Origin of the sequence: Burkholderia sp. BCC0322, assembly GCF_902833045.1 — a bacterium.
Classification (GTDB): domain Bacteria; phylum Pseudomonadota; class Gammaproteobacteria; order Burkholderiales; family Burkholderiaceae; genus Burkholderia.
This window is the reverse complement of record NZ_CADFDU010000001.1, coordinates 828,307-851,319: the sequence shown is the minus strand read 5'-3', so window position 1 is coordinate 851,319 and position 23,013 is coordinate 828,307. Positions and strand designations below refer to the sequence as shown.

General features: G+C 65.7%; 23 protein-coding genes and 1 pseudogene. 14 read left to right on the top strand and 10 right to left on the bottom strand.

Annotated elements, in window-relative coordinates:
* Positions 1-3 precede the first annotated feature (3 nt).
* Entirely contained in the window at positions 4-1,962 is a 1,959-nt protein-coding gene (locus HWX39_RS03990) for an arylsulfatase (RefSeq protein ID WP_175965661.1), read from the bottom strand.
* Positions 1,963-2,246: 284 nt separating this feature from the next.
* On the opposite strand from HWX39_RS03990, the gene HWX39_RS03985 reads away from it, so the two are divergent.
* The gene (locus HWX39_RS03985; protein ID WP_244134898.1) at positions 2,247-3,959 is read left to right on the top strand and encodes a hypothetical protein; all 1,713 of its coding nucleotides are present in this window, start codon (positions 2,247-2,249) and stop codon (positions 3,957-3,959) included.
* Between the two features lie 28 nt (positions 3,960-3,987).
* Here HWX39_RS03985 and HWX39_RS03980 read toward each other — a convergent pair whose 3' ends face one another.
* The gene (locus tag HWX39_RS03980) at positions 3,988-4,707 is read right to left on the bottom strand and encodes an SDR family oxidoreductase (RefSeq protein ID WP_175965660.1); all 720 of its coding nucleotides are present in this window, start codon (positions 4,705-4,707) and stop codon (positions 3,988-3,990) included.
* Positions 4,708-5,166: 459 nt separating this feature from the next.
* Here HWX39_RS03980 and HWX39_RS03975 point away from each other — a divergent pair, with 459 nt between their 5' ends.
* The 6 genes from HWX39_RS03975 to csgH all read left to right on the top strand — a co-directional run bounded on the left by HWX39_RS03975 (position 5,167) and on the right by csgH (position 9,663).
* Positions 5,167-5,772, top strand: a complete 606-nt coding sequence (locus HWX39_RS03975; protein ID WP_175965659.1) for a CsgE family curli-type amyloid fiber assembly protein — start codon at positions 5,167-5,169, stop codon at positions 5,770-5,772.
* A gap of 45 nt (positions 5,773-5,817) precedes the next feature.
* Complete coding sequence (locus HWX39_RS03970) at positions 5,818-6,240, top strand: curli assembly protein CsgF (RefSeq protein ID WP_244134897.1); 423 nt, start codon at positions 5,818-5,820, stop codon at positions 6,238-6,240.
* A 64-nt stretch (positions 6,241-6,304) separates the two neighbouring features.
* Positions 6,305-7,204 carry a CsgG/HfaB family protein gene (locus tag HWX39_RS03965; protein ID WP_244134896.1) on the top strand — a complete coding sequence of 300 codons (900 nt, stop codon included), beginning with the start codon at positions 6,305-6,307 and terminating at the stop codon, positions 7,202-7,204.
* A gap of 29 nt (positions 7,205-7,233) precedes the next feature.
* Positions 7,234-7,776, top strand: a complete 543-nt coding sequence (locus HWX39_RS03960; RefSeq protein ID WP_175965656.1) for a hypothetical protein — start codon at positions 7,234-7,236, stop codon at positions 7,774-7,776.
* A 118-nt stretch (positions 7,777-7,894) separates the two neighbouring features.
* Positions 7,895-9,271 (top strand): hypothetical protein, encoded by a 1,377-nt coding sequence (locus tag HWX39_RS03955; protein WP_175965655.1) that lies wholly within the window; start codon positions 7,895-7,897, stop codon positions 9,269-9,271.
* A 71-nt stretch (positions 9,272-9,342) separates the two neighbouring features.
* Complete coding sequence (gene csgH / locus HWX39_RS03950; protein ID WP_175965654.1) at positions 9,343-9,663, top strand: curli-like amyloid fiber formation chaperone CsgH; 321 nt, start codon at positions 9,343-9,345, stop codon at positions 9,661-9,663.
* 180 nt (positions 9,664-9,843) lie between these two features.
* Here the strand turns inward: csgH and HWX39_RS03945 are convergent, their stop codons facing one another.
* Positions 9,844-10,755 carry a LysR family transcriptional regulator gene (locus HWX39_RS03945; RefSeq protein WP_175965653.1) on the bottom strand — a complete coding sequence of 304 codons (912 nt, stop codon included), beginning with the start codon at positions 10,753-10,755 and terminating at the stop codon, positions 9,844-9,846.
* A gap of 134 nt (positions 10,756-10,889) precedes the next feature.
* Between HWX39_RS03945 and HWX39_RS03940 the strand changes: the two genes are divergently transcribed.
* On the top strand, positions 10,890-11,909 hold the full coding sequence (locus tag HWX39_RS03940; RefSeq protein WP_175965652.1) for an NAD(P)-dependent alcohol dehydrogenase: 1,020 nt from the start codon (positions 10,890-10,892) through the stop codon (positions 11,907-11,909).
* A 111-nt stretch (positions 11,910-12,020) separates the two neighbouring features.
* Here HWX39_RS03940 and HWX39_RS36075 read toward each other — a convergent pair.
* A pseudogene (locus tag HWX39_RS36075) lies at positions 12,021-12,215 on the bottom strand (porin); the annotation flags it as partial.
* Between the two features lie 183 nt (positions 12,216-12,398).
* On the opposite strand from HWX39_RS36075, the gene groES reads away from it, so the two are divergent.
* The 6 genes from groES (at position 12,399) to HWX39_RS03905 (ending at position 17,257) form a co-directional block, all read left to right on the top strand.
* Positions 12,399-12,689: a co-chaperone GroES gene (gene groES, locus HWX39_RS03930; RefSeq protein ID WP_175954388.1), complete on the top strand. Its 291-nt coding sequence runs from the start codon at positions 12,399-12,401 to the stop codon at positions 12,687-12,689.
* A 12-nt stretch (positions 12,690-12,701) separates the two neighbouring features.
* Positions 12,702-14,342 (top strand): chaperonin GroEL, encoded by a 1,641-nt coding sequence (groL, locus tag HWX39_RS03925; RefSeq protein WP_175965650.1) that lies wholly within the window; start codon positions 12,702-12,704, stop codon positions 14,340-14,342.
* A 660-nt stretch (positions 14,343-15,002) separates the two neighbouring features.
* On the top strand, positions 15,003-15,374 hold the full coding sequence (locus HWX39_RS03920) for a DUF6697 family protein (protein ID WP_039354345.1): 372 nt from the start codon (positions 15,003-15,005) through the stop codon (positions 15,372-15,374).
* 61 nt (positions 15,375-15,435) lie between these two features.
* A complete protein-coding gene (locus HWX39_RS03915) occupies positions 15,436-15,654 on the top strand; it encodes a hypothetical protein (RefSeq protein WP_226201287.1) in 219 nt (72 codons plus the stop codon).
* A gap of 139 nt (positions 15,655-15,793) precedes the next feature.
* Positions 15,794-16,315: a PTS sugar transporter subunit IIA gene (locus HWX39_RS03910; protein WP_175965649.1), complete on the top strand. Its 522-nt coding sequence runs from the start codon at positions 15,794-15,796 to the stop codon at positions 16,313-16,315.
* A 48-nt stretch (positions 16,316-16,363) separates the two neighbouring features.
* On the top strand, positions 16,364-17,257 hold the full coding sequence (locus HWX39_RS03905) for an acetylglutamate kinase (RefSeq protein WP_175965648.1): 894 nt from the start codon (positions 16,364-16,366) through the stop codon (positions 17,255-17,257).
* Positions 17,258-17,315: 58 nt separating this feature from the next.
* Here the strand turns inward: HWX39_RS03905 and HWX39_RS03900 are convergent, their stop codons facing one another.
* The 6 genes from HWX39_RS03900 to HWX39_RS03875 form a co-directional block, all read right to left on the bottom strand.
* A complete protein-coding gene (locus tag HWX39_RS03900; RefSeq protein ID WP_175965647.1) occupies positions 17,316-19,316 on the bottom strand; it encodes a family 2A encapsulin nanocompartment cargo protein cysteine desulfurase in 2,001 nt (666 codons plus the stop codon).
* Complete coding sequence (locus tag HWX39_RS03895) at positions 19,291-20,223, bottom strand: family 2A encapsulin nanocompartment shell protein (protein ID WP_021156739.1); 933 nt, start codon at positions 20,221-20,223, stop codon at positions 19,291-19,293. The genes HWX39_RS03900 and HWX39_RS03895 overlap by 26 nt, the downstream gene beginning before the upstream one ends.
* Positions 20,224-20,359: 136 nt before the next feature.
* The gene (locus HWX39_RS03890; protein WP_175965646.1) at positions 20,360-20,581 is read right to left on the bottom strand and encodes a helix-turn-helix transcriptional regulator; all 222 of its coding nucleotides are present in this window, start codon (positions 20,579-20,581) and stop codon (positions 20,360-20,362) included.
* 8 nt (positions 20,582-20,589) lie between these two features.
* The gene (epsC, locus tag HWX39_RS03885; protein ID WP_175965645.1) at positions 20,590-21,528 is read right to left on the bottom strand and encodes a serine O-acetyltransferase EpsC; all 939 of its coding nucleotides are present in this window, start codon (positions 21,526-21,528) and stop codon (positions 20,590-20,592) included.
* Positions 21,529-21,556: 28 nt separating this feature from the next.
* Positions 21,557-22,027 carry a rhodanese-like domain-containing protein gene (locus tag HWX39_RS03880; RefSeq protein ID WP_175965644.1) on the bottom strand — a complete coding sequence of 157 codons (471 nt, stop codon included), beginning with the start codon at positions 22,025-22,027 and terminating at the stop codon, positions 21,557-21,559.
* A gap of 611 nt (positions 22,028-22,638) precedes the next feature.
* Complete coding sequence (locus HWX39_RS03875; protein WP_175965643.1) at positions 22,639-23,013, bottom strand: MerR family transcriptional regulator; 375 nt, start codon at positions 23,011-23,013, stop codon at positions 22,639-22,641.

Sequence of the window (23,013 nt, the reverse complement as noted above, 5' to 3'; positions counted from 1 at the left end):
GGTTCAGTAGTAGCCGCGCGGACGCAGCGGTTCGACCCCGCCGACGTTGCTCATGTAGGTCTTCCACTGGTCGACGAGCGTGCCGATCACCGACGGGTTCTGCGCGGACACGTCGGTCGTCTCGCCGCGATCCGACGCGAGGTCGTACAGCTGCCAGTGACCGTCGGGCGGCCCGAGCGGCGGCTCGGTCCACAACGCCTTCCAGCGGCCGTCGGCGCTGCGCAGGTACGCACGGCCGTACGCTTCGTCGCCGAACGGCGCGGTATGCACCTCGCCCGTCGCCGTGCCCGTCAGCACCGGCAGCAGCGACTGGCCGGTGACCGGATACACGTAGCGGTTGTTGTAGATCACCTTGCCCTTGTTCTGATCGACGCCCGTCAGCGTGTTGACGAGCGGCGGCGCCGGCTGCGACGGCGGCGTGACGCCCGCGACCGCGAGGAACGTCGCCGTGTTGTCGGTCACGTGCGTGAATGCTCGCAGCGTCGGCAACTGCTGCGTCTGGCCCGGCAGGCGCACGATCGTCGGCGTCGACACACCGCCTTCGGCCGAATACCCCTTCGTGAGCCGGAACGGCGACGCACTCACCTCGGCCCAGCGCAGCCCGTATTGCAGGCGCTGCGCGTTCTGCTTGCCGTTGTCGGTGCCGAGCGTCGCGTAGAGCGGCGCCTGCCCGTTCGCGGTATCGGTCGCCGTCGGGTCCGCGCCCGAGTCGATCGGCCAGCCTTCCGCGCCGTTGTCCGACTGGAACATGATGAACGTGTTGTCGTATTCGCCGATGTCCTTCAGGTGCTGGATCAGGAGGCCGATGTTGTAGTCGAGGTTCTCGACCATCCCCGCATAGATCTCCATGTAGCGCGCCTGCGCGCGGCGCTCGGCCGGCGACAGGCTCGACCACAGCTTGTCGACCTTGCCGGGGCCGTAGTCGCTGTAGCCGTCCGCGGCCGAATGCACCGCGCTGATGTATTTCGCGGCAGGCGTGCCGTTGTTCGCGGTCGCGGGCGACGCGGCCGTCGTTTCAGGCAAGCCGTCGAACGGCTTGAAATCGGCGGGGATCAGGCCGAGCGCCTTCTGCCGCGCGATCCGCGCGTTGCGGATCGCGTCGTAGCCGGCGTCATACACGCCTGCATACTTGTGCAGCCACGGATCGGGCACCTGCAGCGGCCAGTGCGGCGATGTGTAGGCCGCGTACGCGAAGAACGGCTTGCCGTCGCGCCGGTTCGAATCGATGTACGAGATCAGCTTCTGCGTATAGAAATCGGTCGAATAGAACACGGCCGGACTGCCGCCCGCGCCGCCCGGCTGCCCGGGCTGGCCAGGCTGCACGTAGCGGCCGTCTTCCGTGTAGTTCGACGAGCCGGCCGGCTCGTGCGCGAAGTGGTTCGTCGCCGCGCCGCCGAGCAGCACGTAGCTGCGCTCGAAGCCCCACTGGTCGGGCGTCTGTCCGCTGCCCGTCGCGCTGCCGACGATCCCCGAGCCGATGTGCCACTTGCCCGCGATGTAGGTGTGGTAGCCGGCATCCTTCAATAGTTGTGCGAACGACAATGCCCGGTCGTTCAGGTAGCCCTCGTAGCCGGGCAGCCCGCGCCGTTCATCGGTCGGCACGCCCATCGTGCCTTCGCCGACGAGATGGTGGTCGGTGCCGGACACCAGCATCGCGCGCGTGATCGCGCAGACGGTGCCCGTGTGATGGTTCGACAGGATGCGGCCCGACGCGACGAGCGCGTCGAGGTTCGGCGTGTTGATCTCGCCGCCGAATGCATGGATGTCGGAATAGCCGAGATCGTCGGCCATGATGTACAGGATGTTCGGGCGTTTCGCGGCCAGCGGCGGCGTGGTGTTCGTCTGTGGCGACGGCGTCTCGCTGTCGACGCCGCCACACGATGCGAGCGACACCGCGCCGGCAATCGCGGCGCAGACGACACGGAAACGAAATGCATGCAACGGCGACGCGGACTTTTTCATTGTTGTGAACGCTCGATCTACGGGAGCGGCGATCTTAGCGTCGCGCGCGCGGCGCCCAAAGTCCGATTCGTCACATGCTAACGGGGTGGCGGAATATGCCGCGCGAACGGCAACACGGCGGGCACCGAAACCGGACGCCGCAAGCGGTTTTCGAAAGCGACGATCAATTGCTCGAAATAGCGATTGCTTCCCGCCCCGCCATCAACACACAATGCGTCATTTGCTTTCCCGCCACGCATATAAATCCAGTCGATCGTCGAATCGACCAACGGGCCGATAAAAACATGTTCTTTCGAACTGATGCCAAGCTGCTTGCGCCGATACACAGTCTTCTGAAGAAACCTTTCGATTTCTCTGCCGGAAAAAGTATCCACGGGCCGCTGCGTCAGCATTTGATGCATCGCGACGACTACAAGAGCCTGATTGCGCTTGGCAATTTCTACGATCGCGCATGCCTGTCGGCGCAACACGCATTGCCCGGGATCGTGCCGCTTCTCGAAAGCTCGCTGTCGCCTGTCATTCCGGCCGATACCGACCTGACCGCCTTGTGCCGGATGGAATTCGACGGCAGCACACCGCCACCGGTTTTCAATATCAGCGCGTCGCAATATCTCAGCCATGTCAGCGTTCAATGCCAGCTCGAGCGCTTGTACGACATGTGCGATCTGAAACAAACGGGATCGGAAAACGCCATAGGCGATCCCTCGGTCGCTGCCGCGCTTCGCGTGCTGATGCTGAATGAAGCACTCGCGCTGTGCCTGAGCGGCATCGCGAAAGTCAACTATCACGCAGACCGTTTCGACATCACCGTATTCGACGACGCTGCGCGCGATGCGCTGCGGGCGACCTGGTTTGCCCGCACGCTCGATCGCAACAGCCACATGAGTACGCTGGCAATCATCAAGATGATCGCGAATACGGGTGCCGTCACGGCGACGGACTTGGCCCCCCTGATCGAACACATCCTGGACCGCGACCTGTCGATCGCGTGGCAGCGGCTGACACCGGAGGGACTCGCGCTGACCAGCATCCGGCATCTACACGACGCGGTCGCGCTGGTCGCGGTCATCGCCGTGGCCACCGTCAGAGGCAAGCCGCTCAGGATGACGCACGCGGAGCTGTCACGGCACGGGCTCGAACCGGACGCGGTAGCAAACCTCCTGCGACGCCAGGCACTGGCGCTCGCGACCGACCGGTTCGTGACCTGCAGCGGCGACGTGCTCGACATCCGTATCGATGCCGTATCGAAAGGCCTGCGCGCCTACTACCGTGCGCTGGAGGAGGAATTCGGCGAGCGCGATCTGCTACGGCTTCATGCCGGCGGGATTTTCTTCGAAAAGACGATCATCAGGCAGCGCATCGACGACGGAGAGGACTATCGGCCGCACTTCCGGACCTACGACGGCTTCGACCGGACCAAAGTGCTGGGCGGCGCGACGAATGAAGCCGATGTCGAATTCATCATCCACGACACCCGGCAACGACACTACTATTTCGTCCAGATCAAGCACGCGCTGCTCGGCGAGAAGGCGTTTTTCGAAGCGGTGGTCGCGACCGTACAGAAGGATTTCGGCAAAGGCCTTAACCAGTTGCGGGAGGCCAAACGCCTCCTCGAATCCGGGCAGCTCGCCAAGACGCTGGCCGCACGCGGCATCGACGACGCAACGCCTGAGAATTCGAGCTTCGTTCTGCTACACAACATCGCGCAATTCGACTTCCAGAGCACCGACGACGGTATCTCGCTCTATGACTGGGCGACATTCCGGAACCTGCTCAAGGATGCCGAGTGCCAGGTCGGCTCGACCAGCGGCGGGCACCGGTTGATCCGACTGCCGACACCGCTGCGAATCGACCATCCGATGACCGTGATCCGTCGGTTGCTTGACGAACATCCCGCGTATCGGCCAATGAGCAACGGCGACTGGATGTCGGAACGCGCTACCAGCGAGTACACGATCGACGAGAAAACGATCCGCGTGAAAGGACTCGGCATCTGAGCGCCGCCCTTTCACCGCCTGCCGTGCGTCAACTCCGCCCGCCGAGACTGCCGCCGCCATCCACGGCCAGCACCTGCCCCGTGACGAAAGCGGCTTCGTCCGACAGGAAGAACGCGATCGCCGCGGCCACATCGTCGGCCGTGCCGAGCCGGCGCGCGGGGATCGTCGCGAGCACCTTGTGTTCGGCTTCGCTGCCGACGGGCCGCGTCTGCCGGAACAGTTCCGTCTCGATCGGCCCCGGCGCAACCGCGTTGACGGTCACGCCATGTTCGGCCAGTTCCAGCGCCCACGTGCGCGTGCAGCCGACGAGCGCGCTCTTCGCGGCGGAATACGCGGTGCGATCGAGGCTGCCGAAAATCGCACGGCTGCAGATGTTGACGATGCGCCCGTGGCCACGCGCCTTCATCGCATCCGCAAAGTGCTGCGTAACCTGGATCGCGGCCCGCACGTTGAGATCGAACACGGTCTGCAGCGACTGGAAATCAATCCGTCCAAGCGGTTGCGGCAACACGATGCCGGCGTTGTTCACGATGCCGTCGACGTCGTGCTGCTCGCTGACGCGTGCAAGGGTGGCCGCCGTCTGTTCGATGTCGGCGAGATCGCACGCGCGCAATTCGCCGGGGAAGTCGATGTCCTGCGTGTGACGCGCGAGACCGATGACGCGATGGCCTCGCCGTGCGAGCAAGGCGCTGACCGCAAGACCGATGCCGCGCGATGCGCCGGTGACGAGATACGTGCGAGATGACATGAGTGCTCCCGAAGTCCGTTCACATGAATAGCGTGGAGGGAGGTTTCCGCGGCGGAAGCCCGAACCTGCGCTTTCATCGGACGATTCTACGTGTGTCACGGGACGTTACGCCGTGTCGTTACGCGCGAACCCGTAGCAGCACGTTACGTTTTCTCCGCGTCAGCGTCGCCGGCAATTTCCAAATCACGATTTTCATCAAATATCGCCTGATTTAATTGTAATGCTCCGTTTATAAAAGAAAGTTTGTTAATGAATATCGAACTCGCAAACGTTTTACGCGACAAAAATATGCAACCCAAAAATTAGACGAATAACGACTTAAAAAAGTATGCCGTTTAAAACAACGGCAGGCACGCGTCTTGCTGACTCCCCCCACCATGTGCCGCGTTCGACCAGGAACGAATAACCCGAAAATCGGGCGGCGCCCTATTTCGTACAAATGATTCCGGGGTCGGGGAAATGGTATCGAGTGCAAGCAGGCGATGGGCCTGGGGGGCCGTGACGTGCCTGTCGCTGTTCGCGACGGCGCGCGCACCGGCACAAGACACCGTCGACGCGCCGCCTTCCGCCGCGGCGAACGGCGGACATCCGATTGCGCCGCCCTCGACGCTGCTGAACGCCGAACGCGTCCTTGAAGCACCGAGACCCGCGCCCGGCGCGGGCCCGGCCGCGGCGAAGCCGGCCGCCGGCGCCGCGACGGCCCGTGCCCAGGCCGCCGCCCGCAGCGCCCTTCCGGAAGACCAGCTCGGCGGCACGGTCACGACCGATGCCGTGACGCTCGCCGGCCGCGATTTCTACACCTACTTCTCGCAGACGTGGTCGGAAATCCCGCTGAGCGAGCGCTACATGGTCGCGATTCACGAACGCCCGTCCGGGCGTTACGGCAGCCTGATCTGGGTCGAATTCCAGCAAAAGCGCGTATTCCAGACCTTCCTGCCGATCGCACGGGCAAATGTCCGGGCCGTGGCCGAAAGCGCCGCCAGCATTTCCTTCCAAACCGTCATTCAGGACGATCTGTCGAATTTGCTGTTTCCCGATTCGGATCTGGCCAAAGACGAGATTTAGTCGATTAATCAAAAACAGGGGTTAGGGAAAATGAATCGAATCAGATTGAGCTTGATCGCCCTGGTCGCGATGACCGCGGTGTCGCCCTATTCGTGGTCGTCGACGCTGGTATATCAGCCCAACAACCCGAACTTCGGCGGCAACCCGGCAAACGGCCCCAATCTGCTCAACGAGGCCAACGCGCAGAACAAGCACACGGATCCGTCGCTGTCGGCCTATTCGTCGTCGACGTCCACGTCGTCGCTCGACCAGTTCAATGCGCAGCTGCAGCAGGCGATCCTGTCGCGCGTCGCGGGCTCGGTGACGAACTCGATCGTCGGCACCAACGGCGAACTCAAGCCGGGGACGATCAGCACGGGTAATTTCACGATCGTCGTGAGTGCGGCCGGCAACGGCAACCTGCAAGTGACGACCACCGACAAGACGACGGGTGCGACCTCGACGTTCATCGTCAGCAACGGCCAATAAATCGAAAAAACCGACTGAGCGAATCATGAAAAAAAATGCTGACCGCACACGCTTGAACCCGGGGATGACGCGAATCGCCGTGGGCGCGGTATTGCTGCTGTCGCTGGTCGGCTGCGTCACGCGGCCGATGCCGGCATTGAGCAACGCGACGCTGACGCCGCCGACACGCACCACGCGCGACCTCACGCACCTTCCGCCGCCGAAGGGCAGGATCGTCGCGGCCGTCTACGGCTTCCGCGATCTGACGGGGCAGTACAAGGCATCGCCGGACAGTTCCTTTTCGTCGCAGGTCACGCAGGGCGGCGCGTCGTTCCTCGTCAAGGCGATGCGCGACTCCGGCTGGTTCACGCCGGTGGAACGCGAGAACCTGCAGGATCTGCTGACCGAACGCAAGATCATGCGCGCCACCGACGGCGCGGATGCGAAGAAGGCGCAGAACGATGCGATGGCGCCGCTCTTGCCCGCGAACATCGTGCTCGAGGGCGGCATCGTCGGCTACGACACGAACGTGCGGACCGGCGGGGCCGGCGTCGCCTACCTCGGGATCAGCGGGTCGACGCAATACCGGGTCGACCAGGTCACCGTCAACCTGCGCGCGATCGACATCCGCACGGGCCAGGTGCTCAACAGCGTGTCGACGACCAAGACCGTCTATTCCTACCAGGTCGACACGGGCGTCTATCGCTTCGTCGGCTTCAAGGACCTGCTGCAGGCCGAAGTCGGGCTGACGCGTAACGAACCCGCGCAGATCTGCGTCAACGAAGCGATCGAATCGGCGCTCACGCACCTGATCGTCCAGGGCGTCGCGAACCAGACCTGGGCGCTGAAGAACGACCAGGACTGGTACGACCCGACGATGCAGCGCTATCTGCAGGAAGACCGGCAATACGCGCAGGACATGGAGGACGCAAACACCGCGTACGACCCGCAGAAGATCGATCGCCCGGTTGCGTCCACTCATTAACCGGCATCAGGCCGGCCAGCGGAGAAAACATGATGAATCGACAGCGTGATCGGAACGGCCGCGCCCGCGTGACGCGGCGGGTGCTCGCGACCGTGTGGACGGCCGCGGCCATGCAGGCCGCGTCGGCGGCACCGGTGCCGCTCAGCGATCTCGGCCCGCCCGAACCGGCGTTCGACTACAGCGGCAACATCGTCGCGGTCCAGCAAAGCGGCGTCGGCAATACCGCGTCGCTGGACCAGGCGGGCCACAACGGTGCGCTGGTCTGGCAGGCCGGCGACGGCAATTCGATCGTCGCGCGGCAGACCGGCGCGCAGAACTGGATCGCAGCGTCGCAGGCCGGCTTCGGCAACGCATTGAATGCGACGCAGCGCGGTAACGGCAACACGTTGCGGGTGCAACAAAACGGTGCCGGCAATTCGGTCGATGCGACGCAGGTCGGCACGTCGCTGTCGGCGCGCGTCACGCAGAACGGCAGCAACAACGCGGTGAACATCGTGCAGGGCGGATCGAACACCGGCATCCAGGTGATCCAGACCGGCAACGGTGCGCGCGCAACGGTGCTGACGCGGTAACGGCTACGCAGTTTGCAAGTGGTGTGAGGTGTGGGGCGTGAGAGCGCGCTCAATTGGCGGGGGTGCCGGCAAAAGACCCACTTTTCCGGCGAATTTTCTTTCGAATCAGGAGCAAGAAATGAAGGTGACCAAGTCTGCAATCGCAATCGCAGTGCTGATGCTCGCATCGGCTGCCGCACAGGCCGATTCGTCGGGGAACAACGTGAACATCGGGCAATCCGGCAACTTCAACTCGGCGACCGTCGAACAGACGGCGACGAGCGGTGATTCGGTATCGATCAGCCAGTCGGCAGCCGGCAACGATCCCCGCTACGGGTTCGTCGCCAACGTGACGACCCAGGGCGGCAGCGGCGACACGACCGTGATCCAGCAGAACTCCTGGTGGGCGCAGCCGTATTCGAGCGTGAACGTGTCGCAGACGGGCACGTCGAACGAGAAGAACTACGTGACGCAGTCCGGCGGCGGCGATTTCTCGGCGAACATCACGCAGACGACGTCGGCCTACACGGGCGGCCCGCAATACGACACCAACACGATCAACCAGTACAGCTACATCGACAGCGCGTCGATCTCGCAACAGGGCGGCGGCTGGAACACCGTCACGATCAACCAGGGCACGCCGAGCCAGTCGGCGATCGGCAACAACGCGACCGTGGCGCAGACGGACTCCGTCTTCAACACCGTCGGCATCACGCAGACCGGCAACAACGGCACCGCGAACGTCCAGACGACCTGGGGCGGCGCGAACGTGACGTCGATCACGCAAACGGGCGGCACGACCAACGCCAACGTGACGCAGTTCGCCGAAGGGGGCGACCAGGTCACGACGACGCAGAGCGGCACCGAAACCGCCAACGTGAACTCGTCGTTCGGCGGCGGCAACGTGACGACGATTTCGCAATCGGGCGGCGTGAACGGCAACAACGCAACGGTGAACCAGCTCGCGGCGGCCGGCAACACGACGTCGATCACGCAGACCACGGACGGCAACAACGCAACGGTCAATCAGTGGTTCGAGTTCGGCGACAACGCGACGATCAACCAGTCGGCCCCGTCGAACAACGCGACGATCACGCAGCAGTATGGCTTCGGCAACGGCGCGTCCATCACGCAAACGGCCGCGTTCAACACGGCGTCGATCACGCAAAGCAGCTCGGCCGGTTCGACGGCATCGATCACGCAGGGTTCGGCGGACAACCAGGCGTATGTGACGCAGCTGGCAGCATCGGGCTCGACGGCGACGGTGAACCAGTCGGGTGACATCGGCAACTACGCCAATGCGTCGCAGACGGGCGCGGATGACGTGCTGAGCCTCTCGCAGGTCGGTGGTTTCAACCTCATCAACGCATCGCAGGTGTCGGGCACGGGTAACCAGGGCTACGTGACGCAGATCGGCTACAACAACAACGCCACGCTGGTACAGCAAGGCAACGCGAACTACGCGAGCATCAGCCAGAACGGCTTCAACAACACCGCATCGATCAAGCAGCACTGAGCGCCGCCGGTGTAACGAAAAGGCCGGACGGTTGCCCGTTCGGCCTTTTTTTCATTCGACAGGGGACGATCATGGTTGGCATTCACGATCTCAACGCCTATTTCGACATCGCCGCCAGCGCCGGCGGCGTGAACATCGTGCCGCACGTGCGGGCGGCCGCACCGGTCGACGTGTCGTACAGCCTGCGCATCGTCAGGACCGGCGGAGCAGGATCGGCCACGCTGACGCGCTCCGGCGAGTCGCGGCTCGCCGGCGGCGAGGACCGGCCGCTCGCGACGCTGAGGCTGAGCGTCGGCTCGGACGACATCTGCAACGCGACGCTGGTGCTGCACGTCAATGGCGAGCACGCCGAGTATTCAGTGGACTGCAATCCGCATCGGGCGTCGAATTGAACTCGTGCGGCGAGCGGCGCGGTGAGCGCAAGGCCGACCGCGTACCGCACGAGGTTCGCGATGACAGGATGCACGCCGGTGCCGAAGCGCGTTTCCCACGACGGGCCGCCGGGATCCTCGGCGTGCGACGATCATGCGCCGCGTCGGCCGATCATGCTTCGCGGGAACGTCGCGCCACCCTCAATCATCGGACGCCAGCACGCGCGGTATCTCGTCGACGAGCGCATCGATGACGACCCGCACCTTCGACGGCACCTGGCGCGAGGCCGGCCGCACCGCGAACACGTCGGTGCCCGACACGCTGTTGCTGTCCATCACGAGCGCGAGGCGGCCGTCGCGCAGGTAAGGCGCCATCAGCCAGCACGGCAGCCACGCGAGGCCCGCGCCGGCGGCGGCCGCATCCGCGATTGCCTGCAGGTCGTCGAGGCGCAGGCGCCCGGCCGGGCGATGGTCGTGCACCGCGCCGTCCGCACCGACGACCCGCCACGGCGTTGGTTGCCCGCCGCGCGAATACGCGATGCCGACGTGCGACGCGAGTTCGCCGGGCCCCGCCGGACGGCCATGACGTTCGAGATAGGCAGGCGACGCGCAGATGCCCATGCGCTGCACGCCGAGCTTCCGGCCGACGAGCGCGCTCGTATCGGCCAGTTCGCCGATACGCACCGCGATGTCGAAGCCGTCGTTGACCAGATCGGCCACGCGATCGCTGAACGATACGTCGATTTCGAGCCGTGGATGGCGCTCCACGAGGCGCCGCATGACGGGCGCCACGCATTGCCGCCCGAACAGCACGGGCACGCTGACGCGCAACCGCCCCGCCGGCTCGCGCTGCCCCGCGTCGAGCGCGGCCTCCGTCTCGCCGAGTTCGGCCAGCAGCCGCCGGCACTGCTCGTAATAGACGAGCCCTTCGTCCGTCAGGCCGAGCTGGCGTGTCGTGCGCTGCAGGAGCCGGGTGCCGAGACGGCGCTCGAGCCGCGCGACGACCTTCGCGACGGCCGAGCGCGTGACGCCGAGCCGCAGCGCGGCCGCCGCGAAGCTGCCCGACTCCACCACGTCGACAAATTCGGCCACGCCTCTCAGCCGCTCGTCCATGCCATTCCGCTCCGATTGGGTCACATGATTGTTGCCGCACGGGCGACACGCATCGGCCGAATTCTCGCCAATGCGTCCCTGTGCGCAACACTATGATAGTCCGCTCTATCTCGACATATCGAAAAGGAGTCGACATGCACGCATGGCAAGTGAAACCGGGCGACGGCGTGGCCGGGCTTCGGCGCATCGACGCGACACGCCGCGCGGTCGGGCCGACCGACGTCGTCGTGAAGATCCACTCCGCCGGACTGAACTACCGCGACCTGATGTTCGCGCGCGGCGACTATCTCGGCATCGGCACGGACGCGCTGATTCCGGTTGCCGACGGCGCCGGCGAAGTCATCGAAACCGGCCGCGACGTCACGCGCTTCAAGCCCGGCGATCGCGTGATCAACACGTACTTCCCGCACTGGACCGACGGGCCACCCACACCGCGGAAAGTCTCCGGTTCGCCCGGCGCGCAATTCGACGGCGTGCTGGCCGAACACTTCGTGTCCGACGAAGCCGCGCTGGTCGCGATTCCCGCCCATCTGAACTACGACGAGGCGGCGACGCTGTCGTGCGCGGGCATCACGGCGTGGAACGCGCTGTTCGCCGACGGCGGCTTGAGGCCCGGCGCGACCGTCGTGCTGCTCGGCACGGGCGGTGTGTCGATCGTCGCGCTGCAGCTCGCGCATGCGGCGGGGCTGCGCACGATCGTCACGTCGTCGAGCGATGCGAAGCTCGAACGCGCGCGCGCACTCGGTGCCCACGCAACCATCAACTATCGTGCGACGCCCGAATGGCAGGACGAAGTCCTGCGGCTCACCGGCGGTGCGGGCGCGGATCTGGTCGTCGAAGTCGGCGGCAAGGATACGCTGCCGCGCTCGGTCGCCGCGACGAAGATGGGCGGCATCGTGTCGGTGATCGGGGGCCTCAGCAGTTTCGCCGGCCCCGAACTCGGGCTGCTGTCGCTGATCGGCGGGATCCGGCAACTGCACGGGATCATGGTCGGCAGCCGCGCGATGCTCGATGACGTCGTGCGGCTCGTCGACGCGAAGCAGATCAAGCCGGTGGTCGATCGCGTGTTCGGCTTCGACGAAGCGCCGCAGGCCTATGCGTACCTGCAGTCGGGGCAACACTTCGGCAAGGTCGTGATTCGCGTCGCGCAGTAAGCGCATCGAGGCGACGGGCGGTTCGGCCCGCCGCCTTTTCCATCTTCGCCAGTCAGAACGTGTGACGGCTCCCCGCGTGAACCATCGACTGCTTCGAAGTCGACGACCGAGCAGCCGCGCCGAAGCGACATTCGCATCGGCGCCGACCAATCCCGAACCCGACGTCGCACCCGGGTTGTCTGCATTCGGCAAGACCGCGCCGACGAGCAACCCGCCCTGCTCGTACTGCGCGCCGACGCTCCACTGCCGGTTGTTCGCGAAGCCCATGTCGTTGCTGAAGCTGTATGTGCCGCCGAACGATCCGCCCGGTCTGCACGCCCGCCGCACAGCGGGCCGTGTCGCAATAGCGGGAGCGACGCGCTTTGCACGACGGCGCGAATGCATTTCCGAATCCGTTATTGGATCGGGCCGCCGCGCATTTTTATACTCGTCAGCACTCTCTTTTAAAGAGTGCCAGCCAATTTCGACAGATCAGCACAGGACGAAAAAATGAGCCTACGCCCCTTGCACGACCGCGTGATCGTGAAGCGACTCGACCAGGAAACCACCACCGCGTCGGGCATCGTGATCCCCGACAGCGCCGCGGAAAAGCCCGATCAGGGTGAAGTGATCGCCGTCGGCCCCGGCCGCAAGGATGCTGACGGCCAGCGCATCGTGCCCGACCTGCAGGTCGGCGAGCGCGTGCTCTTCGGCAAGTACGCGGGTCAGGCCGTCAAGCTGGACGGCACCGAGTTTCTCGTGCTGCGCGAGGAAGACATCGTCGCGGTCGTCAATCACTAACGGAGCGCAATCATGGCAGCGAAGGAAATCATTTTCAGCGACGTCGCACGGGCCAAGCTGACGGAAGGCGTGAACATTCTCGCGAACGCGGTGAAGGTCACGCTCGGGCCGAAGGGCCGCAATGTCGTGCTCGAACGCAGCTTCGGCGCCCCCGTCGTCACGAAGGACGGCGTGTCGGTCGCGAAGGAAATCGAACTCGCGGACAAGCTCCAGAACATCGGCGCCCAGCTCGTGAAGGAAGTCGCCTCGCGCACCAGCGACGCGGCCGGCGACGGCACCACGACGGCCACCGTGCTCGCCCAGGCGATCGTCCGCGAAGGCCAGAAATACGTCGCGGCCGGGCTCAATCCGCTCGACCTGAAGCGCGGCATCGACAAGGCCGTCGCGGCGGCCGTCGACGAGCTGAAGAAGATCAGCCGCCCGACCACCACGAGCAAGGAAATCGCGCAGGTCGCGACGATCTCCGCGAACGGCGAGGAATCGATCGGCCAGCGCATCGCGGAAGCGATCGACCGTGTCGGCAAGGAAGGCGTGATCACCGTCGAGGACGGCAAGTCGCTCGCGGATGAACTCGATGTGGTCGAGGGGCTGCAGTTCGATCGCGGCTACCTGTCGCCGTACTTCATCAACAATCCCGACAAGCAGATCGCCGAGATCGAAAGCCCGTACATCCTGCTGCACGACAAGAAAATCGCGAACATCCGCGACCTGCTGCCGGTGCTCGAACAGGTCGCGAAGTCGGGCCGGCCGCTGCTGATCATCGCGGAGGATGTCGAAGGCGAAGCGCTCGCGACGCTGGTCGTGAACAACATCCGCGGAATCCTGAAGACGGTGGCCGTGAAGGCGCCGGGCTTCGGCGACCGCCGCAAGGCGCTGCTCGAGGACATCGCGATCCTCACGGGCGGGCAGGTCATCGCCGAGGAAACGGGCCTCACGCTCGAGAAAGCGACGCTGGCCGAACTCGGCCAGGCGAAGCGCATCGAGGTCGGCAAGGAAAACACGACCGTGATCGACGGCGCGGGCGATGCGAAGAACATCGAAGCGCGCGTGAAGCAGATCCGCGTGCAGATCGACGAAGCCACGTCGGACTACGACCGTGAAAAGCTGCAGGAACGCGTCGCGAAGCTCGCCGGCGGCGTGGCAGTGATCAAGGTCGGGGGCGCCACCGAGATCGAGGTGAAGGAAAAGAAGGACCGCGTCGACGACGCGCTGCACGCGACCCGCGCGGCGGTCGAGGAAGGGATCGTGCCGGGCGGCGGCGTCGCGCTGATCCGCGTGCGGCAGGCGATTCGCGATTTGCAGGGCGTGAACGCCGACCAGAACGCGGGCATCAAGATCGTGCTGCGCGCGCTCGAGGAACCGCTGCGCCAGATTGTCACGAACGCGGGCGAGGAAGCGAGCGTCGTCGTCGCGAAGGTCGCCGAAGGCTCGGGCAACTTCGGGTACAACGCGCAGACGGGCGAATACGGCGACCTCGTCGAATCGGGTGTGCTCGATCCGACCAAGGTCACGCGTACGGCGCTGCAAAACGCGGCGTCGGTTGCGGGGCTGTTGCTGACGACCGATGCGACCGTGTTCGAGGCGCCGAAGGACGCGGCGCCGGCGGCGGCGCCAGGTGGCCCGGGTGCGGGCGGGCCGGGGTTCGATTTCTGACGGTGCGGCGCGTGTGCCGGTTCGCCGGCATGCGCGCGCGCTCATGGACTCCCGCGGCGCGTGGCGATGAAAGTCGTCACGCGTTTTTTTTAAACCCGGTCTGCCGTTACGTCCATCCCGCGTCGACCACCCTCACCACCTTGCTTCCACTCGCCGGCGTCCTCTTGATGCGCATCGCCAGCCCGGCCAGGGCATCGCGAACCTCCGGCAGCGCACGTCGCACACGGCGCGATCCCGCATGGCCCCCGAAACCTTTACGACCTTTTTACTTGCGCCCGCGCATGCGTTCACTAGAATGTGTTCGCAGCCCATCCCTCACCGAGCACGCACATGCGCATTCGAAGTCCTCGCCCTCCGAGTTGCTTTTCTGCCTGACAGGCAGGACGCCTGCGTCTCTCTTTTCCCGAGCCACCGTCCTGCCAGCAGGCGGACGGTGCGCGCCGTAGTCATTCCCGTGCACGCTTGAACACGACGTCGATGCGCTAGCCGCGCATCGCGCGATGCAAGCGTGTTCGCGCGGACATTCCCGTCACGACGCGCCATCGATCCGCCGCCGCGGCAACGATCGATCGGCATGCCCGCATCCGACCTGTCGATCCAGTTTCATTGATTTGCATACCTGATTTAATCAACGGAAGTTTCCGATACCGGAGCCCGATCATGTTCGAGATCGACAAGCAGTACACCCGCGAATTCATCCACACCGCCTGTGGCGGCAGCAAGCAGGCATTCCTGCCGACGAAGAACGGCAAGGTCGTGGCCGCCTGCCTGCGCACGGACCTCAACCCGCACGCGCCCGACGTGATCCTCTGCGACGGCAGCGCGTCGGCGCGAGCGGCGGGCAGGACGCTCGCCGCGCAACGCGATGCGATTCCGGTGTTCATCCGCATGGCGACAGACGCGTATCGCTTCGTCGGCCAGTACGTCGTCAGCGAATCGCTCACCGCGCCGCTCGACTGCGCGCCTTACGTGCGCAACAGCAGCTTCACGCCCGGGCAGATCTCGCGCGTGCTCAAGCTCAAGCGCTGCTGATACGCATGCGGGGCGCATCGCGCGCCCCGTTCCGGCCATCTTTCATACAGGAGCAACAATCATGCTTGGCCTGACGTTCTGGAAACACGTGATCGGCGAGCGGACCGATGCAATCCGCGATGACAGGGCGGCTGCACACGACCGGCACCGGCGGGTGTCGAGAACGCTCGTGCTGACCAGCGCCGCGGTGGCGTTCGCGGCGATCGCGTTCGGCGCGCCGGTCGTCGGCATTTCGGTCTTTTTGCTGACGACGCTGCCGTTCGTGCTGTCGGGCACCTGAAGGCGTGCGTATCGGGCGCGTCGCGCGAGCCGCGACGCAATCGATACACCATTTTAATGCCGCCCCCCAGCGTATCTGACACCCTCTTTACGCGGTTTTGTCTAGGATTTCCCTGTCATCCCGACACGGAGAGATCCGCATGCAAACGCAGCAGGCCGCCGCTGGCGGCCACCCCGACCTTCCCCGCCGACGCGGCGGCGCACCGGACACGACCCGGCTGGCCGACGCCTGCCCGCCCGACCACATCCTGCTCGACGTGCCGGTCGAAAGCGCGATCCAGTTGTTCGACCTCGTCGCGCGCCATATCGAGCGCAGCAGTGGCATATCCGCCGAACGGATCAGGACCGAACTGGTCAAGCGCGAACAGCTCGGCTCGACCGGCCTCGGCCAGGGCGTCGCGATTCCGCATGCGCGTGTCGACGGGCTTCGCTCGGCCGTCGCGCTATTCGTTCGCACGCGGTATCCGTTCACCTTCAACGCACCGGACCGCAAGCCCGTGCGCGAATTCATCGTGCTCGTCCTCCCGAAAGCAGACGACCGTGCGCATCTCGAACTGCTCGCCGACGCGGCGCGGTGTTTCAGCGAGCGCCCGTTCCGGCAGGCATCGCGCGACGCGCAGACGCCGCACGAGATTCACGAGCTGATGCAACGCATGCATTGATGCCGCACCGTGCGGCGACAGGCATTCCCTTCATCCATTCGGATTCCCATGTTCCCAGACCCTGAAAGCCCCACCCCTACGTCGCGTCGCGTGGCCGGCCTGGCCCGCTCGCTGCCGTTCATGCAGGCCCTGCACGGGCAGACCGTCGTCATCGTCGAGGGCGGCGCCGCGAGCGATGCGCGCGCCCGTCAGGCGTTCGCGCAGGATGTCGCGCTACTCGCGCTCACCGGCGTTCGTCCGATCGTCGTCCAGAGTGTGCCCGCCGCGTCCGGTACGCAACCGATCCACGCCGTTCACGCGGCGATGGCAGGCGTCAATCATGAGCTGGTGCGCCTGATCGGCAGTCACGGCGCCAAGGCGATCGGCATCGACGGCCACGATGGCGGCCTGCTGGTGGCGAGCGTGGATGCCGACCGCACCGGCACGAGCACGGTCGCACGTTTCGACGGCACCGCGCTGAACGCGTTTCTCGAGAACGGTCTGGTGCCCGTCGTGATGCCGGTCGCCCCGGACGACGCAGGCCACGATCGCCTGCTGCGCGCCGAACGGCTCGGCAGCCTCTTCGCGCAGCGCACGGGCGCCGTCACGCTGGTGATGATGGTTGAAAGCACGCTGCTGCGCGAACTCGGCGAGCTCGCCGGGCTTTACGGCATCACGGAACTCGAGCACTGGCTTGCCGAGCACCCGGCCGCTACTGCCGCGTCCTGCGTGCGCGAAGCGCTCGATGCACTCGCACACGGCGTGCAGAACGTCCATCTCGCCGATATCGGGCAACCCGAATCGCTGATCGACGAACTGCTCACCGAAGAAGGCTCGGGGGTCGTGTTCTGCCGCCGCGGCAACACCGACCTGCTGTCGGAAACCCGCCGCTACTTCGCGGATTCGGCGAGCGTGCTGCGCGACGGCTTCAGCGTCGAGCAGAAGCAGGTCGTGCGGTTCTGAAGGGGATAGCGATCGAACGCTTGCGGCGACCCGCATGGGCCGCCGCAAGCGAATGGCGTCAGCGCCGCGTCGCGAGACGCCGCACGACGCTCACCAGCGCATCGACCTCGTCGCACGTGTTGTAGAACGCGAGCGACGGCCGCACGGTTGCCTCCAGGCCGAAACGCCGCAGGATCGGCTGCGCGCAGTGATGCCCCGAGCGCACCGCGATGCCCTCTTCGTTCAGCGCCTGCCCGACTTCCTCGGTTTCATAACCCTTCAGCACGAACGACAGCACGCTCGCCTTGTCGCGCGCGGTGCCGACGAGCCGCACGCCCGGCACCGGCGCGAGCACGCTCGTTGCATACGCAAGCAGGTCGTGCTCATAGCGCGCGATGTTCTCGATGCCGACCCGGCTCACATAGTCGAGCGCGGCGCCCAGCCCCACCGCATCCGCGATGTTGCCGGTGCCGGCCTCGAACCGGTTCGGCGGCGGCTGGAACACCGTACGTTCGAACGTCACGTCCGCGATCATGTTGCCACCACCCTGCCACGGCGGCATGTCGTCGAGGATCGCGCGCTTGCCGTACACGACGCCGATCCCGGTCGGCCCGTAGATCTTGTGCCCGGAGAACACGAAGAAATCCGCATCGAGCGCCTGCACGTCCACGCGCATGTGCGAGATCGACTGCGCGCCGTCGACGAGCGCCTTCGCGCCGGCACGATGCGCGAGCTCGACGATTTCCTTCACCGGCACGACCGTGCCGAGCGCGTTCGACACCTGCGTGACGGACACGATCCTGGTGCGGTCGTTGAGCAGCTTCCGGTATTCGTCGAGCAGCACCTGCCCCGAATCGTCGACCGGAATCACGCGCAGCTTCGCCCCCTTCTGCGCAGCAAGCTGCTGCCACGGCACGATGTTCGCGTGATGTTCGAGATGCGACACGATGATCTCGTCGCCTTCGCCGACGTGCTGCACGCCCCACGTCTTCGCGATCAGGTTGATCGCCTCGGTCGTGCCGCGCACGAACACGATCTCATCCGGCGACGCCGCGCCGATGAAACGCCGCACGGTGTCCCGCGCATGCTCGTAGGCATCCGTCGCGCGACCGGCCAGCGCATGGGCGGCACGGTGGATGTTCGAGTTCTCGTGCGCATAGAAATACGCGAGCCGGTCGATCACGGCCTGCGGCTTGTGCGTCGTCGCCGCATTGTCGAACCACACGAGCGGCTTGCCGTTGACGCGCTCCTGCAGGATCGGGAAATCGCGGCGGATCGCGTTCACGTCGAACGGCGGGTGCGCGCCCTGATGCCACTGCCCCTGCGGCTCGAGTGCATGCGCATCGTCGATGAAGTAGCGCGGCACGTCGGCGCCCGACGCACGCGATACCGGCACGTCGCGATGCACCGCGAGCAGCTCGCGCAGCACGTCGTCGCCGGGCAACCCGAACGCTTCCGGCGATGCGAGGCCGTTCGACGGCACGACGATGTCCTGCGGCGTCGCCTGCCAGCCCTGCAGCGAACCATCGGTGAAGTAGTACGGCGATGCTTTCGCCGCGCCTTCCTGCGCCGGCGCATTCGCTTGCGGCACGCCGAGCGCCGCGCCGCCGACGCGCGGCTCCAGCGCCGGCGCGATCGACACGAAGTTGTCGGGCAACCCGTTCTGCGCGGCCGCATGCGGCGCGAGCGCGGGTGCGCGGTTGCCGAGCGACAGCACGTGCGTCGGTGCGGACGGCGCGAGGTTCGCGCCGGGCACTTTCCCTTGCGGGAGCGCGAGACCGGGCACGCCGGTGCCCGCGCCGCCCGGCCCTGCGAGCGGCGAGCCGCCCGGCACCGGGTTGCTCACCGACGCGAGGATCGGTGCAGCGGCCGGCAATGCCGACGGTACGCCGCCAACCGCACCGCTGCCGGCCGACAGCCCGGGCGCGGTGGCCTGCCCGGGCGGTGTCGCAAAGAACTCGGATGCGAGCCGCGCAAGCGTAGCCGGGTCAGGCAAGCCAGCCGGCAGCGGCGCGTGCGGCAGCGCGTGCGCGTCGCCGCCGGCCAGGCCGGGATTAACGGTAGGTGTCGGGATAGTCATGGAACTTGGCGATTTCGACATCATCGAGGACAGCCAGCGCATCCGGCGAATGGACCGCGAGCGAGCAATACAGCGAGATCAGGTACGACGCGATCGCCTGGTTGTTGATCCCCATGAAGCGCACCGACAGGCCCGGGCCCTGCTCGCCCGCGACGCCCGGCTGATACAGGCCGACGACGCCCTGCCGCTTGTCGCCGACGCGCAGCAGCAGGATCTTGGTCTTGCCGTCCGCGACCGGCACCTTGTCCGACGGGATCAGCGGAATGCCGCGCCACGTGAGGAACTGCGAGCCGAACAGGCTGACCGTCGGCGGCGGCACGCCGCGCCGCGTGCACTCGCGGCCGAACGCGGCGATCGCGAGCGGGTGCGTGAGGAAGAACGCGGGTTCCTTCCACACCTTGGTCAGCAGCTCGTCGAGATCGTCGGGCGTCGGCGCGCCCGTCAGCGGGAAGATCCGCTGGTCGTCGGTCACGTTTGCGAGCAGCCCGTAGTCGGGGTTGTTGATCAACTGGCTTTCCTGCAGTTCCTTGATCGTCTCGATCGTCAGGCGCAGCTGCTCCTTGATCTGGTCGTGAGGACTGCTGTAAAGATCGGAAATCCGCGTATGCACGTCGAGCACCGTGCTCACCGCGTTCAGGAAATACTCGCGCGGCTGTTCCTCGTACGGCACGAAGGTCTGCGGCAGCACGCTTTCGTCCTCGAGCTGCGTGCACGCGGCGCGCACGGCTTCCGGGTTCTTCACCTGGTTCAGGCGATAGATGCCGGCCTCGACCGGCACCCATTGCAGAAGATGGGTCAGCCAGCGCGGCGTGATCGTGGAAAGCTGGGGGACGGTCTTGGTAGCGTTCGCTAGTTGGCGGGCGGCGTGATCGCTCAGCGCGGCCGTGCCGCTTGCAACGGTCGACATGTGGGGCTCCGGGTTCTTTAGATGAAAAACGGGATTGCTTATGACGCTCGACGATTATCGGAAGCACGCACCTGCCGGCTCAACATGCTATAGCCGTCACGTCGCGTGCAACCGAAAGGGAAACGAAACGGGGGCCTCAGGCGACGTACACGCCCGGCAGCAGCGTCGAGATCGACACGTCGAACGCGCGCGCGATCTTGTCGGCGGTGACGATCGACGCGATCGCCTCGCCGCGCTCGATCTCGCCGACATACGAGCGGTTCAGCCCCGCATGCTCGGCAAGCTGCTCCTGCGACCACGTGCGCGCTTCGCGCAGCTTGCGCACGTTGGCGCCGAAGTGATGGATGAGGTCGCTCATCGGGCCTCCTATGCGACCCGCGCCGCCGCGCGCGGCGCCGCGTTCGCTTCGCTGCGCAGCACGGCCTGCGTGATGTTCGCGCCGGCCGGCACGTCCTGCGTGAGCCACACGTTGCCGCCGATCACCGCGCCGCGCCCGATCGTCACGCGGCCGAGGATCGTTGCGCCCGCATAGATCACCACGTCGTCCTCGACGATCGGATGGCGCGCCAGCCCCTTCTCCAGGTGGCCGGCCGCGTCGCGCGGAAAGCGTTTCGCGCCGAGCGTGACGGCCTGGTACACGCGCACGCGCTCGCCGATGATCGCCGTCTCGCCGATCACGACGCCCGTGCCGTGGTCGATGAAGAAGCCCGCGCCGATGCGCGCGCCCGGATGAATGTCGATGCCCGTCTCCGCATGCGCCTGCTCGGCGATGATCCGTGCGAGCAGCGGCAGGCCGAGCCCGTACAGCTCGTGTGCGAGCCGGTGGTGGATCATCGCGAGGATGCCCGGGTAGCACAGCAGCACCTCGTCGACGCTGCCGGCCGCCGGATCGCCGTGGAATGCGGCCAGCACGTCGCTGTCGAGCAGCCGGCGAATCTCGGGCAGGCGCGCGGCAAATGCCTGCACGGCTGTCGACGCGACGTCATCGACGTTATCGGCCAGCACGTCGGCATTGCGCTGCCGCGCCGCGTAACGCAATTCCAGCTTCACCTGTGCGAGCAGCGCATTCAACGCCGCATCGAGCGCGTGGGCCACGTGAAAATTCTCGCTCTCCTGGCGCAGGTCGGGCGGCCCGAGCCGCATCGGGAACAGCACGCCCTTCAGCCCGCCGATGATCTGCGCGAGTGCCTCGCGCGCCGGCAGGTCGCGCCCGCCCGGTTCGAGCGAGCGGCGCTGCTTCTCGCGCCACGCGCGGCGCACGGTCTGCAGCGATTGAACGATGTCGTCGATGTCGAATGCGGCCATGCTGCTTTCTCCCTGTAACGGCCGTGAATCAGTCCTGCGCCCACGGCAGGCCGCGAAAACGCCAGCCATTGCTGCCGCCGCGATGCTGCCGTTCGTCGAGGTCGCCCTCGAACCCTTCGAGCACGTTGAACACCTGCGTAAAGCCCCCCTTCGTCGCGGCCTCGGCCGCCTGCGCCGAGCGGTTGCCGCTGCGGCATAGCAGCAACACGACGGCCGCCTTGCCGGTCTTCGCTTCCAGTTCGCGCACGAAGCGCGGGTTGCGCGTCAGGCTCGTGCCCGTTGCCCACGGCACATGCAGCGACTCCGGCACATGGCCGACGAATTTCCGTTCCTCGGCGGTGCGCACGTCCACCAGCACTGCGTCGCCCGCGGAGAACAGCGCCCATGCGGCTTCCGGTGCGACGCCGCCCGCATAGGGCGTGCCGGCCGCTGCTGCTGCCGCGCGCGCGTCTTCGAGCGCCTGCTGCGCGGCGGTTCGTTGTTCCAATGCAACCGTCATGACACTTCCTTGTTTTCGTTGATTCGTATGATCAAAAAACACCGGGAATGCGGCCGTTGCAGCTTGCGTGCTGTCTATAGCCGTCAGCACCACTATGCGAGTGCGGCCGGGCAAGCAGAACCAATAAAAATTCATTTCCTAATCAGCGGCGCGAGGAATGCAATAGTCGGGGAACGTGAACGGGCGGATCCAGGTGGGGCGCTTTGCGACGACCGGAGGCCATCGCATGGTGCGAGAGATAGTGGGTGGGGAATCAGAGCGATCGCGACATGGCGCCGGGGTGCGAGAAGCACGCCATCGGCCTGGTTGTCGTCTTGTCTTCGAAAATGAGCCCGTGCGCGGCGCGAACGCATGAACCCGGTATTTGAGTGTCCGTGCTCTGCTGCGGATTCAACCCGTCGATGCAACACACTTGAGGCTGCATGGCAGCGGGGCGTGTTGCAATGAAACAGAGGTGGCGGATCGACTATACAGACGGTCAGAAGACGCTAATGTGGGAGCGCTGGCGCACGGGCGACCGGCTCTGATCGTCTGCGGACTCGCGCGCGCGATCGAAGCGGCCATCGACGTTCCTGTTCGAGGCAGCATGACACTGGCTCGGCCGCGCGTCATCACGCAATTTCATCGTCGACACACTCTCCGCCAACTTTGGCCAACGCATTCAGCAACCCTGTTCGCAGCGTGATCAACGCGAGACTCTTTGCGTCGAGTTCCGCGAGCTTTGCTTGCAGGCACATGACCTTTTGCTCGACGCCGAACGTCGGACTTTCCCATACATGGACAACGTCGCCAATTTCCGCCAGCGTGAAGCCCAACGCCTTCGCGTGGACGATCAGCCGTATCCGCTGTAACGAAAGTTCCGAATAGTGCTTGTAAGTGTTCGTCGCGTTAGGCTGCGTTGTTTTGTCCAGCAGGCCCATACGCTCGTAGTAACGGACGGTGTCGCGTGATACACCCGCCCGCTTGCATAGCTCGCCGATGCGCAT

Coding starts and splice junctions, on each gene's coding strand:
- HWX39_RS03990 (WP_175965661.1), bottom strand. CDS start 1,962: ATGAAAAAGTCCGCGTCGCCGTTGCATGCATTTCGTTTCCGTGTCGTC.
- HWX39_RS03985 (WP_244134898.1), top strand. CDS start 2,247: ATGTTCTTTCGAACTGATGCCAAGCTGCTTGCGCCGATACACAGTCTT.
- HWX39_RS03980 (WP_175965660.1), bottom strand. CDS start 4,707: ATGTCATCTCGCACGTATCTCGTCACCGGCGCATCGCGCGGCATCGGT.
- HWX39_RS03975 (WP_175965659.1), top strand. CDS start 5,167: ATGGTATCGAGTGCAAGCAGGCGATGGGCCTGGGGGGCCGTGACGTGC.
- HWX39_RS03965 (WP_244134896.1), top strand. CDS start 6,305: ATGACGCGAATCGCCGTGGGCGCGGTATTGCTGCTGTCGCTGGTCGGC.
- HWX39_RS03960 (WP_175965656.1), top strand. CDS start 7,234: ATGATGAATCGACAGCGTGATCGGAACGGCCGCGCCCGCGTGACGCGG.
- HWX39_RS03955 (WP_175965655.1), top strand. CDS start 7,895: ATGAAGGTGACCAAGTCTGCAATCGCAATCGCAGTGCTGATGCTCGCA.
- csgH (WP_175965654.1), top strand. CDS start 9,343: ATGGTTGGCATTCACGATCTCAACGCCTATTTCGACATCGCCGCCAGC.
- HWX39_RS03945 (WP_175965653.1), bottom strand. CDS start 10,755: ATGGACGAGCGGCTGAGAGGCGTGGCCGAATTTGTCGACGTGGTGGAG.
- HWX39_RS03940 (WP_175965652.1), top strand. CDS start 10,890: ATGCACGCATGGCAAGTGAAACCGGGCGACGGCGTGGCCGGGCTTCGG.
- groES (WP_175954388.1), top strand. CDS start 12,399: ATGAGCCTACGCCCCTTGCACGACCGCGTGATCGTGAAGCGACTCGAC.
- groL (WP_175965650.1), top strand. CDS start 12,702: ATGGCAGCGAAGGAAATCATTTTCAGCGACGTCGCACGGGCCAAGCTG.
- HWX39_RS03920 (WP_039354345.1), top strand. CDS start 15,003: ATGTTCGAGATCGACAAGCAGTACACCCGCGAATTCATCCACACCGCC.
- HWX39_RS03915 (WP_226201287.1), top strand. CDS start 15,436: ATGCTTGGCCTGACGTTCTGGAAACACGTGATCGGCGAGCGGACCGAT.
- HWX39_RS03910 (WP_175965649.1), top strand. CDS start 15,794: ATGCAAACGCAGCAGGCCGCCGCTGGCGGCCACCCCGACCTTCCCCGC.
- HWX39_RS03905 (WP_175965648.1), top strand. CDS start 16,364: ATGTTCCCAGACCCTGAAAGCCCCACCCCTACGTCGCGTCGCGTGGCC.
- HWX39_RS03900 (WP_175965647.1), bottom strand. CDS start 19,316: ATGACTATCCCGACACCTACCGTTAATCCCGGCCTGGCCGGCGGCGAC.
- HWX39_RS03895 (WP_021156739.1), bottom strand. CDS start 20,223: ATGTCGACCGTTGCAAGCGGCACGGCCGCGCTGAGCGATCACGCCGCC.
- HWX39_RS03890 (WP_175965646.1), bottom strand. CDS start 20,581: ATGAGCGACCTCATCCATCACTTCGGCGCCAACGTGCGCAAGCTGCGC.
- epsC (WP_175965645.1), bottom strand. CDS start 21,528: ATGGCCGCATTCGACATCGACGACATCGTTCAATCGCTGCAGACCGTG.
- HWX39_RS03880 (WP_175965644.1), bottom strand. CDS start 22,027: ATGACGGTTGCATTGGAACAACGAACCGCCGCGCAGCAGGCGCTCGAA.
- HWX39_RS03875 (WP_175965643.1), bottom strand. CDS start 23,013: ATGCGCATCGGCGAGCTATGCAAGCGGGCGGGTGTATCACGCGACACC.